This is a genomic window from Bradyrhizobium sp. CCBAU 25360 (genome assembly GCF_028128695.1).
GTDB classification, from domain to species: domain Bacteria; phylum Pseudomonadota; class Alphaproteobacteria; order Rhizobiales; family Xanthobacteraceae; genus Bradyrhizobium; species Bradyrhizobium ottawaense.
The window spans coordinates 70,187-84,901 of sequence record NZ_LBJA01000035.1 but is presented as its reverse complement, the minus strand read 5'-3'; the positions used below and the strand labels follow the sequence as shown (position 1 = coordinate 84,901).

The 14,715-nt window shown below is 59.4% G+C and carries 15 protein-coding genes and 1 pseudogene; 8 read left to right on the top strand and 8 right to left on the bottom strand.

What is annotated here, in order from left to right; genetic code table 11:
- The first annotated feature begins 7 nt into the window (after positions 1 to 7).
- Complete coding sequence (gene ligD / locus XH81_RS12200; RefSeq protein ID WP_271596208.1) at positions 8 to 955, top strand: non-homologous end-joining DNA ligase; 948 nt, start codon at positions 8 to 10, stop codon at positions 953 to 955.
- Positions 956 to 984: 29 nt separating this feature from the next.
- On the opposite strand, the pseudogene XH81_RS12195 reads toward ligD, so the two are convergent.
- Positions 985 to 1,335, bottom strand: a pseudogene (locus XH81_RS12195) (ribonuclease HII); the annotation flags it as partial.
- 111 nt (positions 1,336 to 1,446) lie between these two features.
- Positions 1,447 to 2,358: a LysR family transcriptional regulator gene (locus tag XH81_RS12190; protein WP_162131341.1), complete on the bottom strand. Its 912-nt coding sequence runs from the start codon at positions 2,356 to 2,358 to the stop codon at positions 1,447 to 1,449.
- Positions 2,359 to 2,515: 157 nt separating this feature from the next.
- Here XH81_RS12190 and XH81_RS12185 point away from each other — a divergent pair, with 157 nt between their 5' ends.
- The 3 genes from XH81_RS12185 to XH81_RS12175 all read left to right on the top strand — a co-directional run bounded on the left by XH81_RS12185 (position 2,516) and on the right by XH81_RS12175 (position 5,334).
- Positions 2,516 to 3,496, top strand: a complete 981-nt coding sequence (locus XH81_RS12185; RefSeq protein WP_038949296.1) for a Bug family tripartite tricarboxylate transporter substrate binding protein — start codon at positions 2,516 to 2,518, stop codon at positions 3,494 to 3,496.
- A 58-nt stretch (positions 3,497 to 3,554) separates the two neighbouring features.
- Positions 3,555 to 4,295, top strand: coding sequence for a dienelactone hydrolase family protein (locus XH81_RS12180; RefSeq protein WP_038949298.1), 741 nt, complete (start codon positions 3,555 to 3,557; stop codon positions 4,293 to 4,295).
- A gap of 277 nt (positions 4,296 to 4,572) precedes the next feature.
- Positions 4,573 to 5,334, top strand: a complete 762-nt coding sequence (locus tag XH81_RS12175; protein ID WP_083859327.1) for an IS5 family transposase — start codon at positions 4,573 to 4,575, stop codon at positions 5,332 to 5,334.
- Between the two features lie 9 nt (positions 5,335 to 5,343).
- On the opposite strand, the gene XH81_RS12170 is transcribed toward XH81_RS12175, so the two are convergent.
- The gene (locus tag XH81_RS12170; RefSeq protein WP_271596207.1) at positions 5,344 to 5,709 is read right to left on the bottom strand and encodes a hypothetical protein; all 366 of its coding nucleotides are present in this window, start codon (positions 5,707 to 5,709) and stop codon (positions 5,344 to 5,346) included.
- Between the two features lie 62 nt (positions 5,710 to 5,771).
- Entirely contained in the window at positions 5,772 to 5,954 is a 183-nt protein-coding gene (locus XH81_RS12165; RefSeq protein ID WP_038949302.1) for a hypothetical protein, read from the bottom strand.
- 393 nt (positions 5,955 to 6,347) lie between these two features.
- On the opposite strand from XH81_RS12165, the gene XH81_RS12160 reads away from it, so the two are divergent.
- Entirely contained in the window at positions 6,348 to 6,710 is a 363-nt protein-coding gene (locus tag XH81_RS12160; RefSeq protein WP_038949303.1) for a hypothetical protein, read from the top strand.
- Positions 6,710 to 6,871, top strand: coding sequence for a hypothetical protein (locus XH81_RS12155; protein ID WP_271596206.1), 162 nt, complete (start codon positions 6,710 to 6,712; stop codon positions 6,869 to 6,871). Before XH81_RS12160 ends, XH81_RS12155 begins: the two co-directional genes overlap by 1 nt.
- 22 nt (positions 6,872 to 6,893) lie before the next feature.
- Here XH81_RS12155 and XH81_RS38740 read toward each other — a convergent pair whose 3' ends face one another.
- Positions 6,894 to 7,136, bottom strand: a complete 243-nt coding sequence (locus XH81_RS38740) for a PilZ domain-containing protein (RefSeq protein WP_442868201.1) — start codon at positions 7,134 to 7,136, stop codon at positions 6,894 to 6,896.
- A gap of 101 nt (positions 7,137 to 7,237) precedes the next feature.
- Between XH81_RS38740 and XH81_RS12150 the strand changes: the two genes are divergently transcribed.
- Positions 7,238 to 7,411 (top strand): hypothetical protein, encoded by a 174-nt coding sequence (locus XH81_RS12150; RefSeq protein ID WP_157158082.1) that lies wholly within the window; start codon positions 7,238 to 7,240, stop codon positions 7,409 to 7,411.
- A 1,546-nt stretch (positions 7,412 to 8,957) separates the two neighbouring features.
- Here the strand turns inward: XH81_RS12150 and XH81_RS12145 are convergent.
- Together XH81_RS12145 and XH81_RS12140 are read right to left on the bottom strand one after the other, a co-directional pair.
- Positions 8,958 to 9,854, bottom strand: coding sequence for an MBL fold metallo-hydrolase (locus tag XH81_RS12145; RefSeq protein ID WP_049806614.1), 897 nt, complete (start codon positions 9,852 to 9,854; stop codon positions 8,958 to 8,960).
- Between the two features lie 2 nt (positions 9,855 to 9,856).
- On the bottom strand, positions 9,857 to 10,837 hold the full coding sequence (locus XH81_RS12140; RefSeq protein ID WP_038949306.1) for a Bug family tripartite tricarboxylate transporter substrate binding protein: 981 nt from the start codon (positions 10,835 to 10,837) through the stop codon (positions 9,857 to 9,859).
- A 143-nt stretch (positions 10,838 to 10,980) separates the two neighbouring features.
- Here XH81_RS12140 and XH81_RS12135 point away from each other — a divergent pair, with 143 nt between their 5' ends.
- Positions 10,981 to 11,787: a helix-turn-helix domain-containing protein gene (locus tag XH81_RS12135; RefSeq protein ID WP_038949308.1), complete on the top strand. Its 807-nt coding sequence runs from the start codon at positions 10,981 to 10,983 to the stop codon at positions 11,785 to 11,787.
- A gap of 296 nt (positions 11,788 to 12,083) precedes the next feature.
- Here the strand turns inward: XH81_RS12135 and XH81_RS12130 are convergent, their stop codons facing one another.
- Positions 12,084 to 13,841 (bottom strand): adenylate/guanylate cyclase domain-containing protein, encoded by a 1,758-nt coding sequence (locus tag XH81_RS12130; RefSeq protein ID WP_333913370.1) that lies wholly within the window; start codon positions 13,839 to 13,841, stop codon positions 12,084 to 12,086.
- Between the last annotated feature and the right edge of the window lie 874 nt (positions 13,842 to 14,715).

The window sequence follows — 14,715 nt, the reverse complement described above, 5'->3', positions numbered from 1 at the left end:
TCGAACCATGGCCCGACAATCGACCCTGCCTCGTCGCCTGCAGCCCATGCTGGCCACGCTGACGGACGCGCCGTTCGACGATGCCGATTGGGTCTTCGAGGACAAATACGATGGCTTTCGTATGGTCGCGGAAGTCCGGGGTGGTCGGGTCGCGCTCTACAGCCGCAATGGAAAGATCATCAGCCACTCCTACGTCGAGGTCGCGAAAGCGCTAGAGGGCGTGAAGGCGGATGCCGTGATCGATGGCGAGCTCGTCGCGATCGGCAAGGACGGCGCATCCCATTTCCAATTGCTCCAGAATGCCCTGCGCCATGAGGCCAAGCTTCTGTACTGCGCGTTCGACCTCATGTTCGCGGACGGCGAAGACCTACGCGCGCTGCCGCTCCTCGAGCGCAAGAAGCGGCTCAAGAGCATCCTGCCGCGCCACAAGCTGATCGCATTCAGCTACCACCGCAAAGGCAAGGGAACTAAGTTCTTCGCAGAAGCCGAGCGGAGACATCTCGAAGGCATCATGGCCAAGCGCGCCGACAGCGCGTACGCCTCGGGACGCCGGACCGCTGATTGGCTGAAGGTGAAGACGGCACAGCGGCAGGAGGTCGTGATCGCAGGGTTCACGGCGCCTAGGCGAACCCGGCCTTTCTTCGGCGCTCTCGTGCTGGCGGTACGCGAGGACGAGGCATGGAGGTACATTGGCCACGTCGGCACCGGCTTCAGCCACCAGGTTCTCGGAGAGCTTCACGGCAAGCTCCTGAAGCTCAAGACGCCCAAGTCGCCCTTTCCCGCCAAGGTAAAGGATGAGCAGGTCACGACCTGGGTGCGTCCTTCGTTGGTCGCGGAGGTGAAGTTCGCCGAGTGGACCAGCAAGGGAGAGCTGCGCCAGCCAGTCTATCTCGGCCTGCGGTCCGACAAACAGGCTAAGGACGTCGTTCGCGAAAGGAGTTGGCCGCGAAAATAAGGCACCCGAGGCGGAGCAAAAACTCCTGGTCAGCCGGCTTCGCGCTCGGCTGCTGAAGGCCAGGGCGGCAGGGGCGGTAGCCCTAGAGCCTTGCGGACTGGTCCGAACGATCTCCGGTGAGCTGCGCATGCACCAAGCCTGGCGAGAGCTTCGTAATGAGCTGGCACCGGATAGCCCTTGTGATCCGCGAAGCCGTAGCCGGGATATCGGACGTCGAGAGTCCGCATGACCGTGTCGCGCTCGACTTTCGCGAGGATCGACGCCGCAGCGATGCTGGCTGACTTGGTGCCCTTGATGATGGCCTGCTGGGGGATATCGATCTCCTTCAATCGCTTGGCGTCGATCAGCAAGTGCTGCGGCGCAAGCCCTAGGCCATGTACCCATAAACCCAGCGCCGAGATGCGACAAGGCGATGTCCGCCACCGCAATAGCGACCAAGTCCGTGCCGCAGCGCAATATGTCGCGATGGCCCAAAGTAGACATACGGTTTGTCACTTTCGTTTCGCCGTCGGCTTTGCGAGCTCACGGGCGCTGTCAATGACGATCTGCACAAGCGGGCTGACGGCGCGATCCTTAACAGTGACGATCCCGTTCGGTCGACGTGCCGCCGGCAGTTCAACGGGCAACACCTTAAGCGCTGCCCTCTTGGTGAGAAATTTCAGTGCGGAAGACGGGAAAACCGTGATGAACCGCCCTGTCTCCAGCAAGCTGACCCGCATATGGGGGGAATCAGTGACGACCGTCGCGCGTGGATATTCAAATCCGCCGGCGCGAAAGGCTTGCGTGATGATTGATCCGATCACGCTCTCCCGCGGTGGAAGCACCCAACGTTCCTCCGCCAGATCCGAGAGTTGGATGTCGCGGCGCCGCGTCCAAGGATTTTTCGCACCAGCCGCGACGACATAGTGATCTTCAAAAAGAAATTCGAAATGCAACCGCTCGTCAGTCATCGGGCCGCTGCTCCGCACGATTAACAGATCGACTTTGCGCTCGCTAAGATCGCGGTGCAGTGTCTCTAGGTAGCCGGTCAAGAGCTGAAATCTGATCCGCGGATGACGCCGGGAGAGCCGATCGATGAGAGCGGAGACGAAGCTCGCCGCCAGAAAAGCCGTGGTTCCAATCCGCACTTCACCAGCGGTGGGGTCGGCCAGAAATTCGATGCTCTTCACACCGCGGCGTAGTTCGTCGAAGACGGCGCTACCGCAATCGAGCAGGGCGCGGCCGCACTCCGTCGGTTCTATCCCTCGCCGGTGGCGATCCAACAAGCGGACGCCGAACGCATGCTCAAGCTCCGCGATCGATCTCGAAATATTAGGCTGGGTGGTATCGAGTATGAGCGCCGCCTTGCCCATGCTGCCAGCCTGCACCACCGCCATCAGCACATGCAGGTCCTGCAGCTTCATTCGTTTTCCGATGCGATCACTCATCTGCATGAGAGTACCCATTTCCGTTTTGAGATGATCTCATCAGACAATAGCCTTATGCGCTTATGACAGCATCAACTATCTTCAGCGCGTTGAAGAGAGCCGGTGCGAGTGCAGGTTCGACGGAGCAATGCGTATGACGCCCTCCCGACGTCAATTTCTGCACCTCGCAATGGGGATGGCTGCGCCACCTCTGCTGTCGGGCTTGGCTCGGGCCGATACTTACCCGTCCCGGCCAGTGCGCATCATGGTTGGCTTCGCCGCGGGCGGGCCAAATGACATCCTTGCGCGTCTGGTGGCGCAATGGTGCTCGGAGCGGCTGGGCCAGCAATTCATCGTCGAGAACCGACCCGGAGCGGGAAGCAACATCGCCACTGATGCGGTCGTGCGTGCGCCTCCGGACGGCTACACTCTCCTGCTGGTTGGCTCCCCCAACGCGATCAATGCAACGCTTTACGAAAATCTTAATTTCAATTTCCTGCGGGATATCGCGCCGGTCGCGAGTCTGACCCGTGGCTCCCTGGTGATGGTGATACACCCATCGGTTCCTGCCCATACAATTCCAGAGTTCATCGCCTATGCCAGAGCCAATCCCGGGAAACTCTCCTATGGTTCGGGTGGCGTGGGCGGGATCACCCATATCGCCGCGGAACTGTTCAAGCAGGAAGCCGGCGGACTCGATCTTCAGCATGTGCCCTATCGAGGCGTTGCGCCCGCGATCACGGATCTGCTCGGCGGGCAGGTACAGGTCGTCTTTGTGAACTTGGCGCCATCGATCGGCTACATCGGGAGCGGCAAGCTGCGTGCGCTTGGGATAACGACGGCCGCGCGATCCGAAGCGCTGCCGGATGTTCCAGCCATCGGCGAATTCGTGCCAGGTTACGAGGCGAGTTCGGTGTTCGGCCTCGGCGCGCCGAAGGACACGCCGGCCGCGATTATCGACAGGCTCAACAACGAGACCAACGCCGTTCTGGCCGATCCGGGGTTCAGGTTGCGTCTTCGTGGTCTCGACGCGACGGCACTCGGCGGCTCGCCCGGCGATTTCGGCAAGCTGATGGCCGGTGAAACCAAGAAGTGGGCCAAAGTGATCCGCCTCGCGAAGATCCGACCGGAATAGATAACGGTGTCTTGGGCAGCCGCAATCTCTGTACCGCGCATCCCAGCTGGACCAGGCATTGCCGCTGCACCTCAAGCGAAAGGTGGGATTCGAGATGCAAGGGAAGTTCAGCAGGATTTGCGCGAAAGGCGGCGGCGCGTTCGATTGCTATCTGGTCACGCCCGAGCCTGAAAAGCGGGCTGCTGGCGTTGTGCTTGCTTCCGCCATTCATGGCGTGGATACCGACATGCTCGCAATCGCCGACGAGCTTGCGGCATACGGCTTCGTTGTCGCGGTGCCGGATCTGTTCTGGCGTTCGATTGCCGGGCCGCTTTCCCGGAACGACCCGCGCACGGCCCAGCGCGCCGAGCCGCGCCTTGAGCAAATCAAGGCCGGCGAAGACGATATGATCGATACCTTGAGGCACCTCGGCACAATTCCGCAATTCAATGGCCAGGCGGTGGTCATGGGGTTTTGCTACGGCGGCCCGTATGCGATTCTCGGGCCGAAACGACTTGGCTATGCCGCCGGTATCTGCTGCCACGGATCCCAGATGCTGGACTATCTTCACGAACTTGTCGGGGTTCGCGAGCAAGTCTGTCTCATTTGGGGCGACGAGGACAATCGCGCGCCGGTCGAGGTGCTGGAAGCGTATCGTGATCTAGCGGCGAGTATGGACAACGTCGAACTGCACATCTTTCTCGGGGGGCGCCACGGTTACATGATGCGGGGGAGCCCGTCCTTCGATCGGGCGGCACATGATTTTTCAATAAAGCGCGCCCGTGAAATTCTCCAAGGTCTCGAGTCGGCAGTTCGTTAAAAGATTCCATTCCGTCTTGCAGAGAGATGATATCGGATCGACTAAAAATGCCGTCCGTCAGCGGCCTTCGCCGCTCGGCGGTGCGCCTGTTCGCCGATTAAGTTGGCGAACTCGCCACATCAGGTCCAACGGTGCTTCGGGTCATATTCGACGGTTTCGGCGGGGACTATCGGTTGTTTGATGTCCGCTCTGCCCGTAAGCGCCGGACCAGAGGAAATCTAGGCGTTGCTTTCGGTGCGATTGCCGTGATTCAAACTTCCAAACTGGGGCCCGAATCATGCGCTACGAACTCGCGGATTATGAATGGACTGCCATCAAGCCCATGCTCCCTAACAAGCCGCGTGGCGTTCCTCGGGTTAACGACCGCCGTGTCCTCAATGGAATTTTCTGGGTCTTGCGATCCGGAGCACCCTGGCGTGATCTCCCCGAGGCGTTTGGTCCGTATACCACTTGTTATAACCGCTTTGTCAGGTGGCGGCGAGCGGGTGTCTGGAGCCGTATCATGGAAGCACTTGCCGGCGCCCATGATACCGGCGTCCAGATGATCGATACCTCCATTGTCCGCGTGCACCAGCATGGAGCCTGCATCAAAAGGAACCAGCGCCAATCGATGGGACGGTCACGCGGCGGGTTGACGAGCAAAATACATGCGGTGGTCGATAGCAATGGTCGGCCGGTACGGCTGGCGTTGAGCCCCGGCGAGGCCCATGACGTTCGACTTGCCGGAAAACTGCTGTCTCGTTTGCAATCCGGGGCAATGCTGCTTGCCGACCGCGGCTATGACGCCGACTGGATCAGAGAGCTTGCCATGAAGAAGGGTGCGTGGGCCAACATCCCCCCGAAAAGCAATCGCAGCGCCCCGATCTGCTTCAGCCCATATCTCTACCGCGCTCGCAATCAGGTCGAACGGTTCTTCCACAAGATCAAACATTGCCGTCGGGTCGCGACGCGCTACGATAGGCTCGCTGCCAACTACCTTGCATTCGTTCAACTCGCGTCAATCAGGCTGTGGCTGCGCCTTAATGAGTCCGCGTCCTAATTCGTCGCGCTATTTGGCTAGGTACTTGATGAGCGCAGCGATGCCGAGCACGATCAGCGCGAGAACGAGCAGGACGATCAGGCTTATGCTCCATCCCATCTCGGTCATCATATCCATGATCCCATTCATGGATGACTCCACGATTGAAGATGCCGCCTCAGTTTGCTCCTGCTGGACCGTGCGGCTCTGCGCCAACGGATAGGCGTATATCTGAGCTGCTGGGCCATGGTGGCCGCCCAGAAGCCAGGTGTCGCCAAGCCGGGAGACGGCGACCTTCGGCCGCGCCGGCGCCGCATCGGGCTCCGTGCGCCCGCGTGGCCCGCCGTGCGCACCTTTGAGCAGCCGGTCGATTTCCTTCTTGGAGAAACCGAGCACGCCAGGTCGACGGCGCCGGCCTGCCGCAGATACGCCATCTCGCGGGCGAGCAGCTGCTCGTCTCAGGTCGAGCTTTCCGCAATGCGGTTGTCCGCCATGCAGTAGGCCCGGCGGGCGGCCTCGGACAGGTGCCCGAGCGGCACCACCGGCACCTCGGCGAGCCCGAGCGACTTTGCGGCGGCGTAGCGGCACAGCGAATTCAGCGCCGGCCTCGCCCCATCCAGCAGGGCTGGCTGACGCTCCACGAAAGCGGCACCTATGTGACGTTGGTGACGTCTGGTGAGGACCTACTCGGTCAGTAGATCAGCACCAAGGACAGCCATGCCGCGAGGCAGGTGCAGAGACAAATTCCGAGATAAGGCAAAGCAAGGCGCATCGGGCTTCCCTCCGCGACGCACGACTATGATTTGATTTTCTCACGCACTTTGGACTGTGACTAGGCATCTCAAGCTGCAATCGCGACCAAACCGCACCGTTGCGTAGAGCCCAGCTGCAGGATCGAACGACTGGAACGAAGGTCTTGTGAAAAAATTAAGAGTCTCGCCGGCTGCCGCCAAGCCGGCGGAGCGGCCCCGGCCTACCCCCGTTGAAAATCCCCTGCCGGGGCCGTCTCTTCGCCCAGAGTTCGGAGTTTGCGTATGCGTTCCTCGCCCTCGATCGTGCCGGCCGACCGTCTGGACCGCGATATCTACCTGGTGCTCGAGGATTTCGGCGCTCGCGCGGGATGCGCCTGGCGCGAGACCGACGAAGCCGATACCGACCTCAAGACCGTCCTGCGGGATATCCTTTCCGGGCAATACGCCTATCCGCTCCGCATCGTGTGCTTCAATGCGGTCGAGGGGTGGTCGCGGGACGCAACCCCTGACATCGCTGACGCCCTGGCCGAACGCGCCGCCAACACAGATGCGGAGATCTCGCCTGCCCTGCAGGACTTCATACACGCCAATGCGACAAGTCCGTTCAACGTACAATTGGCCCTGCCGCTGCGCAGCGTCGCTTGATGCCGACCGAAGGCAAATCCCCCGGCTTCACCGCGGAGGACGAACGCGAGCACTTTATCCGCTGCACCATATGCGGGGAACTGTTCGATATGCGCGACCTCGGCGAGGTCCTCGACCATTTGCACGGCGAGCAGATCCCAGAGCAGCCGACGCAGCACTAATGGCCGCCAACCGAGGCGCCCTTTAATCTTCGAACGCCAACCCAAACTGACCGTCTTGCCGCCAGACGATGTGGCCATGCCGCAAGAGACCGTCAGAGGGAATACCGAGCACAAAATTGTCAGGAAACCAGAGCGGGCTTTTGACTGCGATCCTCGCTCCGACTTCCGAAATATCTCTCACGACGCAATCAAGGGCTGTCGGGCCAAATATGATTTTCCCAGATTTGAAGACCCGGCGTCGCTTCGATGATCTATCCTGCTCCATTTGCGCATATTGCCACTTTTTCCTGAAAACGTCAGGCCCCGTGACACACCTTCGGCACGTGAAATCCCGGAACATTTCCGTCTCGCGGGAATTTCAGCGGTATGGACCTTGAACAGGAAAAACTGGCAGTCGAGCAAAAGCTCGCCCGGTGTCGGCGGTTAAAGAAAGACTTTTCGGAAGGGGTAAGTGCGAAGAACCTTCGTGATCTGGAAGCTGAGCTGCTCGAGCAACTTCAGCAGATTGAGACGAGTCCAGCTCAGCAAGATCGTGATTAAGCCATGTCTGCTCAATTTTGAGTTTCCGGAGGGCTGGGGGGCGGCAGCCCATAATCCTTGGCCCGCCTTGCCGCCAGCTCACGATATAATTTGGCCTGTTCGAACAGCTGCTGCCTGAAAGCCGGGTCAGCTTCGCTTCGTCCCAAAGCTTCCAGCTGAACTGCGCGCTCGAGATACTCTGTCAGAAGTTTCACGGCACGCCTCAGTCCGCCCCAGTCGCCCAGCATTTATTGTCAAGATTTGCTGCTGCGCAAGGGCAGCGAAGCCGCTCCGCCATGTCGATGCCGCGCGGCAGGACTATGCAAATCGCTATAGCCCTCCGTGGCATTTGGTCTGGCGGTTTATGTGCCCGCTTGCAGGCGCGCAATAGGCGATCGCCTCTTAGAGCCAGTGAGCCTGACATATTGAAAGCCGGTCTCTGGCCATGGTAGATTGCCGATTTTTCCCGTCCTAGTAGTGCGTTTTGTACTGTGGAGGACATTTATGCGAAGCTCTCGCGCGATCCTTTATCTGCAACGACTTTGCGACCTTGCCTCTCAGCTCTCAGAGCTGGAAGACCTTCGAAGTCTAGTCGAAAATGCAGAGCGCGCCCGCGGTGCACCAGCATTGCGCTCTAGACGCCATGCTTCTCGCCGCCTCCGAAGCCGCGATCTCCGCGTCCTGTCTGTCCGTCGCAGTCGCTTCACGCCACCAGGCAGAAATGCAGGAGGTGTCAGCCCCCCTCAGAGCGACAACCAAGTGGATTGGACGTTGCTTGTTTTTCCCGACGGATGGTGGGCCTCCCCCTAAAGCTTTTTAATGGCTGTTAGTGATCAGTCTTCTCGCCAGCTTGTGGTCCCTCAGCTCACGCAGCCGGTGGAGGACTGCTTGTGACCCTTAGCGGACGATCCGCGTTCACGAGCTTGCGCTTCACCCCGGCAAGTTTGTCCCGGCTCTCATGGTCCTCTTGATGCTCGGTTACGTCGGCTTCGAGTGTATCCGCGCCATTCGTCGCCAGCGTCGACGAGTAAATATCAACGAACCGCCTTGTGCTGACTGATGGACGCTACACAAGTCCGCCGACAATATATTTTTGTGCTGGTAGCGCCCCTCATTGGCTGGATTGTGCTTTGCGCGGTGCTCGGACAGCCCGGCTTGCTATTCCTTGGCACGATCGTAGGCATGCCGTTTATCTATCTGTTCGGGCTTCCTCTTGCCGTTTTCGTCTATTGCCTTGATCGAGAGATGATCAATCGATCACTTCCGCTCTGGTCGAGCAGTGTCGCTTGCTTATTCTTCGGAGGTTTGCTCTCGGTCAGCCTCGTTTACTTTGTGCCGCTTCCATTCGGCTTTCGTAGTCCTCCCGTTTTTGTCGGAAGCTTGCCCGGAGCCGTTTCCGCATTCGTCTGCGTCTGCTGGGGCGGAAAGTAAAACGCCATACGCTCGATGTCAGCCTCTGGCGCGTCGCTTCCAAACGGAATGATCGATGGGACGTCGGCTGGCGAGTGTGGAGCAGAAACTGATTGCGGCGTTCTGGACGACCGATTTTGACCCGAAGCCGACATTTTCAGATCTCCGATTTTGAACGTCCGATTGTAACTGTCTCGCCTATCTCGAAGCTCGACAGATCTTCGCCGACGACAAGCGGCCCGGAATAGGTCTCGCGTGTCGCCGCTACTAGATCGGCTATAGCAGGCGCCGCGACGGTCTTACTCGCGAGCATGACGAGATGGGTAAAAGCGGCCATTTTCGGCTTGGTCTGCGCAAACACTCGCCCAGCCTCCTGAGGCGAGGTGTGATGATTGAGAATGCGCCGGATGTAAACTTCGCTCAAAAGTTCCGGCCGCGCCATGGCGACCTCATGCACCAGCAGGTCAGCGCCCGCGCCGTAGCGCAGCACATTGACGTTGTAGCGGGTGTCACCGGAGATCACGGCAACCCGATTTTGATATTCGATTCGATAGCCGTAAGCCGGCTTAATGGCCTCACCATGGTCGACGGCGAAGGCAACAACCCTTAGGTCGCCGGCCTGATAAACGGCGCCGTCATCAGCAAATTCCTTCACGTCGATAGCGGCGTGCTCACGGGCGAGCTTCTCATCCGCGACCCTGATGTCGATATCGTGCGCATAGGCTGCTTCAATATGATGCATCAGCTTGGCGGTGCCGACGGGCCCGATCACATTAAGAGGCCGCCGGCGGTTGCCGAAATAAGAGCTCAGCCAGCCGGTGAGCCAGAGGTCTGGAATCCCTGTAGTGTGGTCGGAATGAAAATGCGTGAGCAACAGTGCATCGATGCTGCCTATGGGAACGCCGAGCTGAAATAGCCTCATCGTAGCACCGCGGCCGGCGTCGATAAGAAGAGTGTGGCCGCCGGCCTCGATTAACGTGCTGGGCCCGAACCGGTCGGGACGGGGGATCGGTACCCCCGTCCCGAGCAGCGTCACCCGGAAATCAGCGGTCATTGCTACTCTACCTTTATGCCGGCGCCGGAGACGATTTGATACCAGTGCGCGACCTGGTCGCCGACCATGCGGCCAAATTGCTCCGGCGTGCCGCCTGCCGGTTCGGCGCCAATCTTTGCCAGCGCTTCCTGGACCGATCGCTTTTGCAGCGCCTTGTTAATCGCTGCATTAAGCCGCGCGACAGTTTCCTTGGGGGTGCCGTGCTTGACCGCGAAACCCGTCCAGTCCTCAACCACGAGAGAGGGATAGCCAGCTTCGATGATGGTTGGGACGTCGGGAAGGGCCGGGACACGCTTCGGACCAGTCACCGCCAAAGCGCGCAGCTTGCCCGTCTTAATCAGGTCAACGACCGGCAATACGGTGATGAACTGAAACGTGTTTGTGCCGTTGAGCAAATCGCCGATCGCTTGCGAAAATTGCGCGTAGGGAACGTGCTGGGCGCGCGTACCGGTCTGCTGCTTGAACTGCTCGCCGATAAGATGTGCGGGCGTGCCGAAGCCACCCGAGGAGAACGTCAACTTGTCCGGCTGGCTTTTCAGCAGCGCTACCAGTTCGGCCACCGTCGTGGCCGGCACCGATGGATTCACGACCAGCACATTGTAGGAGACGGTAGCCTTGATGACAGGGTCGAAGTCCTTGCTTAGGTCGTACGCGATTTTCGGCAACAGCGACGGTGCTGCAACCGATGGTACAGACATCGCAAAGAGGCTGTTGCCGTCCGACGGCTGGTTCAGGACGTCGCTCGCCGCAATCGTGGTGACGCCGCCCGGCCGGTTCTCCACAATGACTCGCCAGCCTTCGGATTCCGTTAGTTCCCTCGAGATAATGCGGCTGATGATGTCGGGCGGGGTACTAGCCGAGTTAGGCGCCACGAACCGAATCGTCCCCGTTGGGAAGGATGACTGCGCCAATCCTGTGGCGGCAAGCAGAGGCAGGATCGCAACTGATAAGACGGTGGAGTGGCGAAACAGGTGAGATGTCATGGAAGTCTCCATCAAACGATGAAAGTGAACTTCAGCACGCACGCCAGCTTCGGCCCCCTGTTCGCGCCGAGCTAGGAAAATCGGCATGCGTTCCGCAGTGTGAAATGGTACGTTTCACGCCGTGGAACGTGTGAGGTCACTCGATGTCCGGGCCAAAAGTTATCAAGAGCTTGGAACGCGGATTACGTGTTCTGCAAGCGCTGCAGATGCAGCCGGATTCGTCGCTGCAGGAGCTTTACCTCCTCACGGGCATCTCGAAACCAAGCATACTGCGCATCCTGCACACCTGCGCCCGAGCAGGTATTGTGACGCGGAGGCTTGGTGACGGGCGTTACCGGATCGGTGCCATGCTTTCGCATGCACCCTCGCGTCGCGAACATCACGACCGGATAGCGGAAGCCGCGGCGCCGATCCTGGAGCGCTTGTGCGAGCGCGTCTCCTGGCCATCAGATTTGATGGTGCCCGCAGGCGATCACATGCAAATCCGCGAAACGACCCGGGCCCGGAGTCCCTTCCTGTTGCAGCAGGAGCGGATCGGACTGCCTGTCAACTGGCTGTGGTCCGCCGTCGGGACAGCCTATCTTGCGTACTGTCCGACGAAAGAACGTCAACGCGTGCTCGATTTACTTCGCAAATCGAGCCGTCCCGAAGACCGGCTTGCACGTGAACCGGGGCGGCTCAACGTTATTCTCGACGAGGTGCGGGAGCGCGGTTATGGCATACGCAACTCAATGCACAGCGGGGGCTATTATGGTGGGCCGCCGCACTCGGACGGCTTATTTTCGATCGCGGTTCCCCTGCGCGATGGTCCCCGCGTGCTTGGAGCGATCAACATGCTCTGGCTCAAAAAAGCGTTCTCCATCGAAGCCTTCGCAGCTCATCATCTGGCCGAGCTTCAAAACGCAGCGGCGGAAATTGTAAGTTCAGTCCAAAGACGAACGAAGCGGTGATGTTCGCTGTTGGCCCGAAGGCGAAGATCGGCATCGTGTCCCGGACGTCGGCAGTCGAGGCCGGACCAGACACGTGGGGACGCGAGGGAATCGACGCGATTGACCCTTGCTGTGTAAAAACGCGAGGAGGCGAAAAACGGCTAGAATTGCGTTCCGTCTGGCTTGAAATCGGTTGCGCGCATAAGCGCTAGATCGGCCTTGGACGAACAACTTCTTCTATCGCTCTCAACCATCTTGGCGTTTTCACACAGCCAAGACCCAAAGCAGACATGCATTTCACCAGCCGTGGAGGACATTTATTCTCCTTTCGGCACGCCAGCTAAGAGCAGGCCTTCATAGATCCGCTCCCTCTGGCTCAAAAATGTAGCGTTCTGACTGCGCCGCTCGTTGCGAAATCGGGCCACCGTAAAGTTCGGGTCGAGCCGGAGGCCGGCTTCCCGCGCCGCGCTCGCCTCGTCCATAAGCCCGCTCAGACTGGATGCGGCGGCCAGGAAAAAATGCACCATGGCGACGTTCGGGTTCATTTCGATCGACTTGCGCAATCGGTCCAGCGCCGATTGCAGCCTCCCAAGAAACAAGTCTGCAATTCCGAGCAGGGCGTGCCAGCGATCCAACCCGGGATCACGCGGGCTCAGCCGGATAGCGTTCATGAGGTCCGCTTCCGCCTCCTTTGCACGCCCGAGCAACACCTTCGCAAAGCCGGCATTGGCGTGAGCCCAAGCCAAGTTGCGATCAAGAGTGATGGCAAATTCGAATTCGCGCAGGGACCGCTCTGTCGCTCCCGAGACATGAAGCACATTCCCATAGATAAGATGTGCCGCGGCGTTACGCGGAGCGAGATCCAAAGCTTTAGTGATCGCCGTCCCGGCGATACGCAGCTGTTCATCCCGGTTTGTCGAAGCAAACGTACGAACCTCATCAGAATGATAGTTGGCAATGCCGATCAACGCCTCGACATTGCGATCGTCCCGTCGGAGCGCGTCTTCAAAGAGCTCACATGCCGCGCGGTGGCCACGCAGCGATAGGGGCTGGTTCAGAATCGCCCAGCCCCTCATCGCGAGGTCGATGGCGTCCATGCTTCCTGGCCGCTCACGCTCCGCCCGCCGGCTTTCAGCGGCTACAAGCTCGACACCAACGATCCGGGCAAGGCGCGTGGTGATCTCGTCCTGCATGTCGAAAATATCGGCGCGCGGTTTGTCGAAACGCTCGGCCCAGAGGTGCGCGCCGGTTGTCGCGTCAATGAGCTGAGCATTCACGCGGATGCGATCGCTACTGCTCTGCACGCTGCCTTCCATCACATAGCGCACACCGAGCTCGCGTCCGACGACGCGGGCGTCCACCGGTTTGTTCTTGAAGGTGAACGCAGTATTGCGTGCAATGACGAAGGCGCTTGGGATGCGCGACAGGTCGGTCGTCAGGCTTTCGGTGATACCGTCGACAAAATATTCCTGATCGGGATTGCCACCGAAATTAGCAAAAGGAAGCACAACGATCGACAGACGCGGCGCGGCGAGCTCACGCGACGTTGAGCCCTGTGCGACAAAGTCGAGCCGGTTGCGTTTCACTGCATACGCGCGTACCGGACGCGCAATGTTCTTGAGGCTATGCTCGCCGAGATCAATGAATTCGACGTCGATCTTCCCGCTGACCTGATCATGGGCGGACGCGGAAAGGCAAACACCACCGGGCTCGGCGATCCCCTCAAGGCGGGCGGCGATGTTGACGCCGTCGCCGAAGATATCGTTCGCCTCGACGATGACGTCGCCGATGTTGATGCCAACGCGAAAGACAATGCGCTTCTCTTCCTCCTCTCCGGCTGCGAGGTCTCCAACGCCACTCTGAAAGTGCTCGGCTGCTCGAACCGCTTCGACCGCGCTCGGGAACTCGGCGAGGAAGCCGTCGCCGGTGTGTTTGACGATGCGGCCTCCGTGTTGCCTAATGGTCGGCTCGACAACATCAGTCAAAAGCGCCGTGAGGCGGGCATGTGTAGCCTCTTCGTTATTGTGCATGAGCCGAGAATAGCCCGCCACGTCGGCGACCATGATGGCCGCCAACCTGCGTCCTCGGCCTCCATTCTCTCGCGACATGACCGCTCCGCCTGTCCATTAAGTGTAGAAGGGATCAGGCGACAATTCTAGCCGTTCGAGAGAGGGTCGCTGCCAACCGACCCCGCCTTGGGACGTGGCATCTCGTCAGATTGTCCATACGCTGCATCTGCGGGCGCGTGCTGGAACCCTATGTATCGCTGCAGCCCCCAAAGCTCAGAGCCTTGATGACAAACCCCTAGTTTATTGTCGGCTATCGGTAATCTGCGTCTTGCTCATTTTCACTTGCCTCAACGAGCGCGCTTTATAACAGGCCAAGGCATGTGATGTCTGCTGCTGGGCCCAGATGCGAAGTGGCCACACCTCTCTTTGAGGTCCGCTTAGTGGGCGGAACGGACTAGATTTGCTAACGCTGAGTTTTTCGCATTTTGACCCAAAGCCGACTAATGACCCATTTTCTGCTTGATCGGAGGTAATGGTAGTTTGTGAGCGTGAGCAATACGCCATCCTTCGGAAGTCTTTACGAAAACTAGGGTAATGAGATTTCCGGTGTCCCGGGTAGGGCGCGCCGGACGGTAAAGCTCCACCCCCTCAATCCGATTGACATTGGGTCTCTACGCTTACGTTGGGCGCATGGTGGACGAGATTTGCTCAAATTGACTTCTTCGGATGTACCTCTCGGACCTCGCGCGCAACTTTTCTCGTGCTAAAGTAAAAGCGCCAGCTGGCTAGAACCAGGATTTTCACTTCGCGAATTCCTGATTTCGAATGAGCCCTCTTGCTTAGGTCAAAGTCGCAACCCGACGGGACTTAGCATGAGTGGCAGTGGAAGATCGCAAGGTTTGCCGCCGAAGAGCGGCTGCTTATTCCGTATTCGCGAACA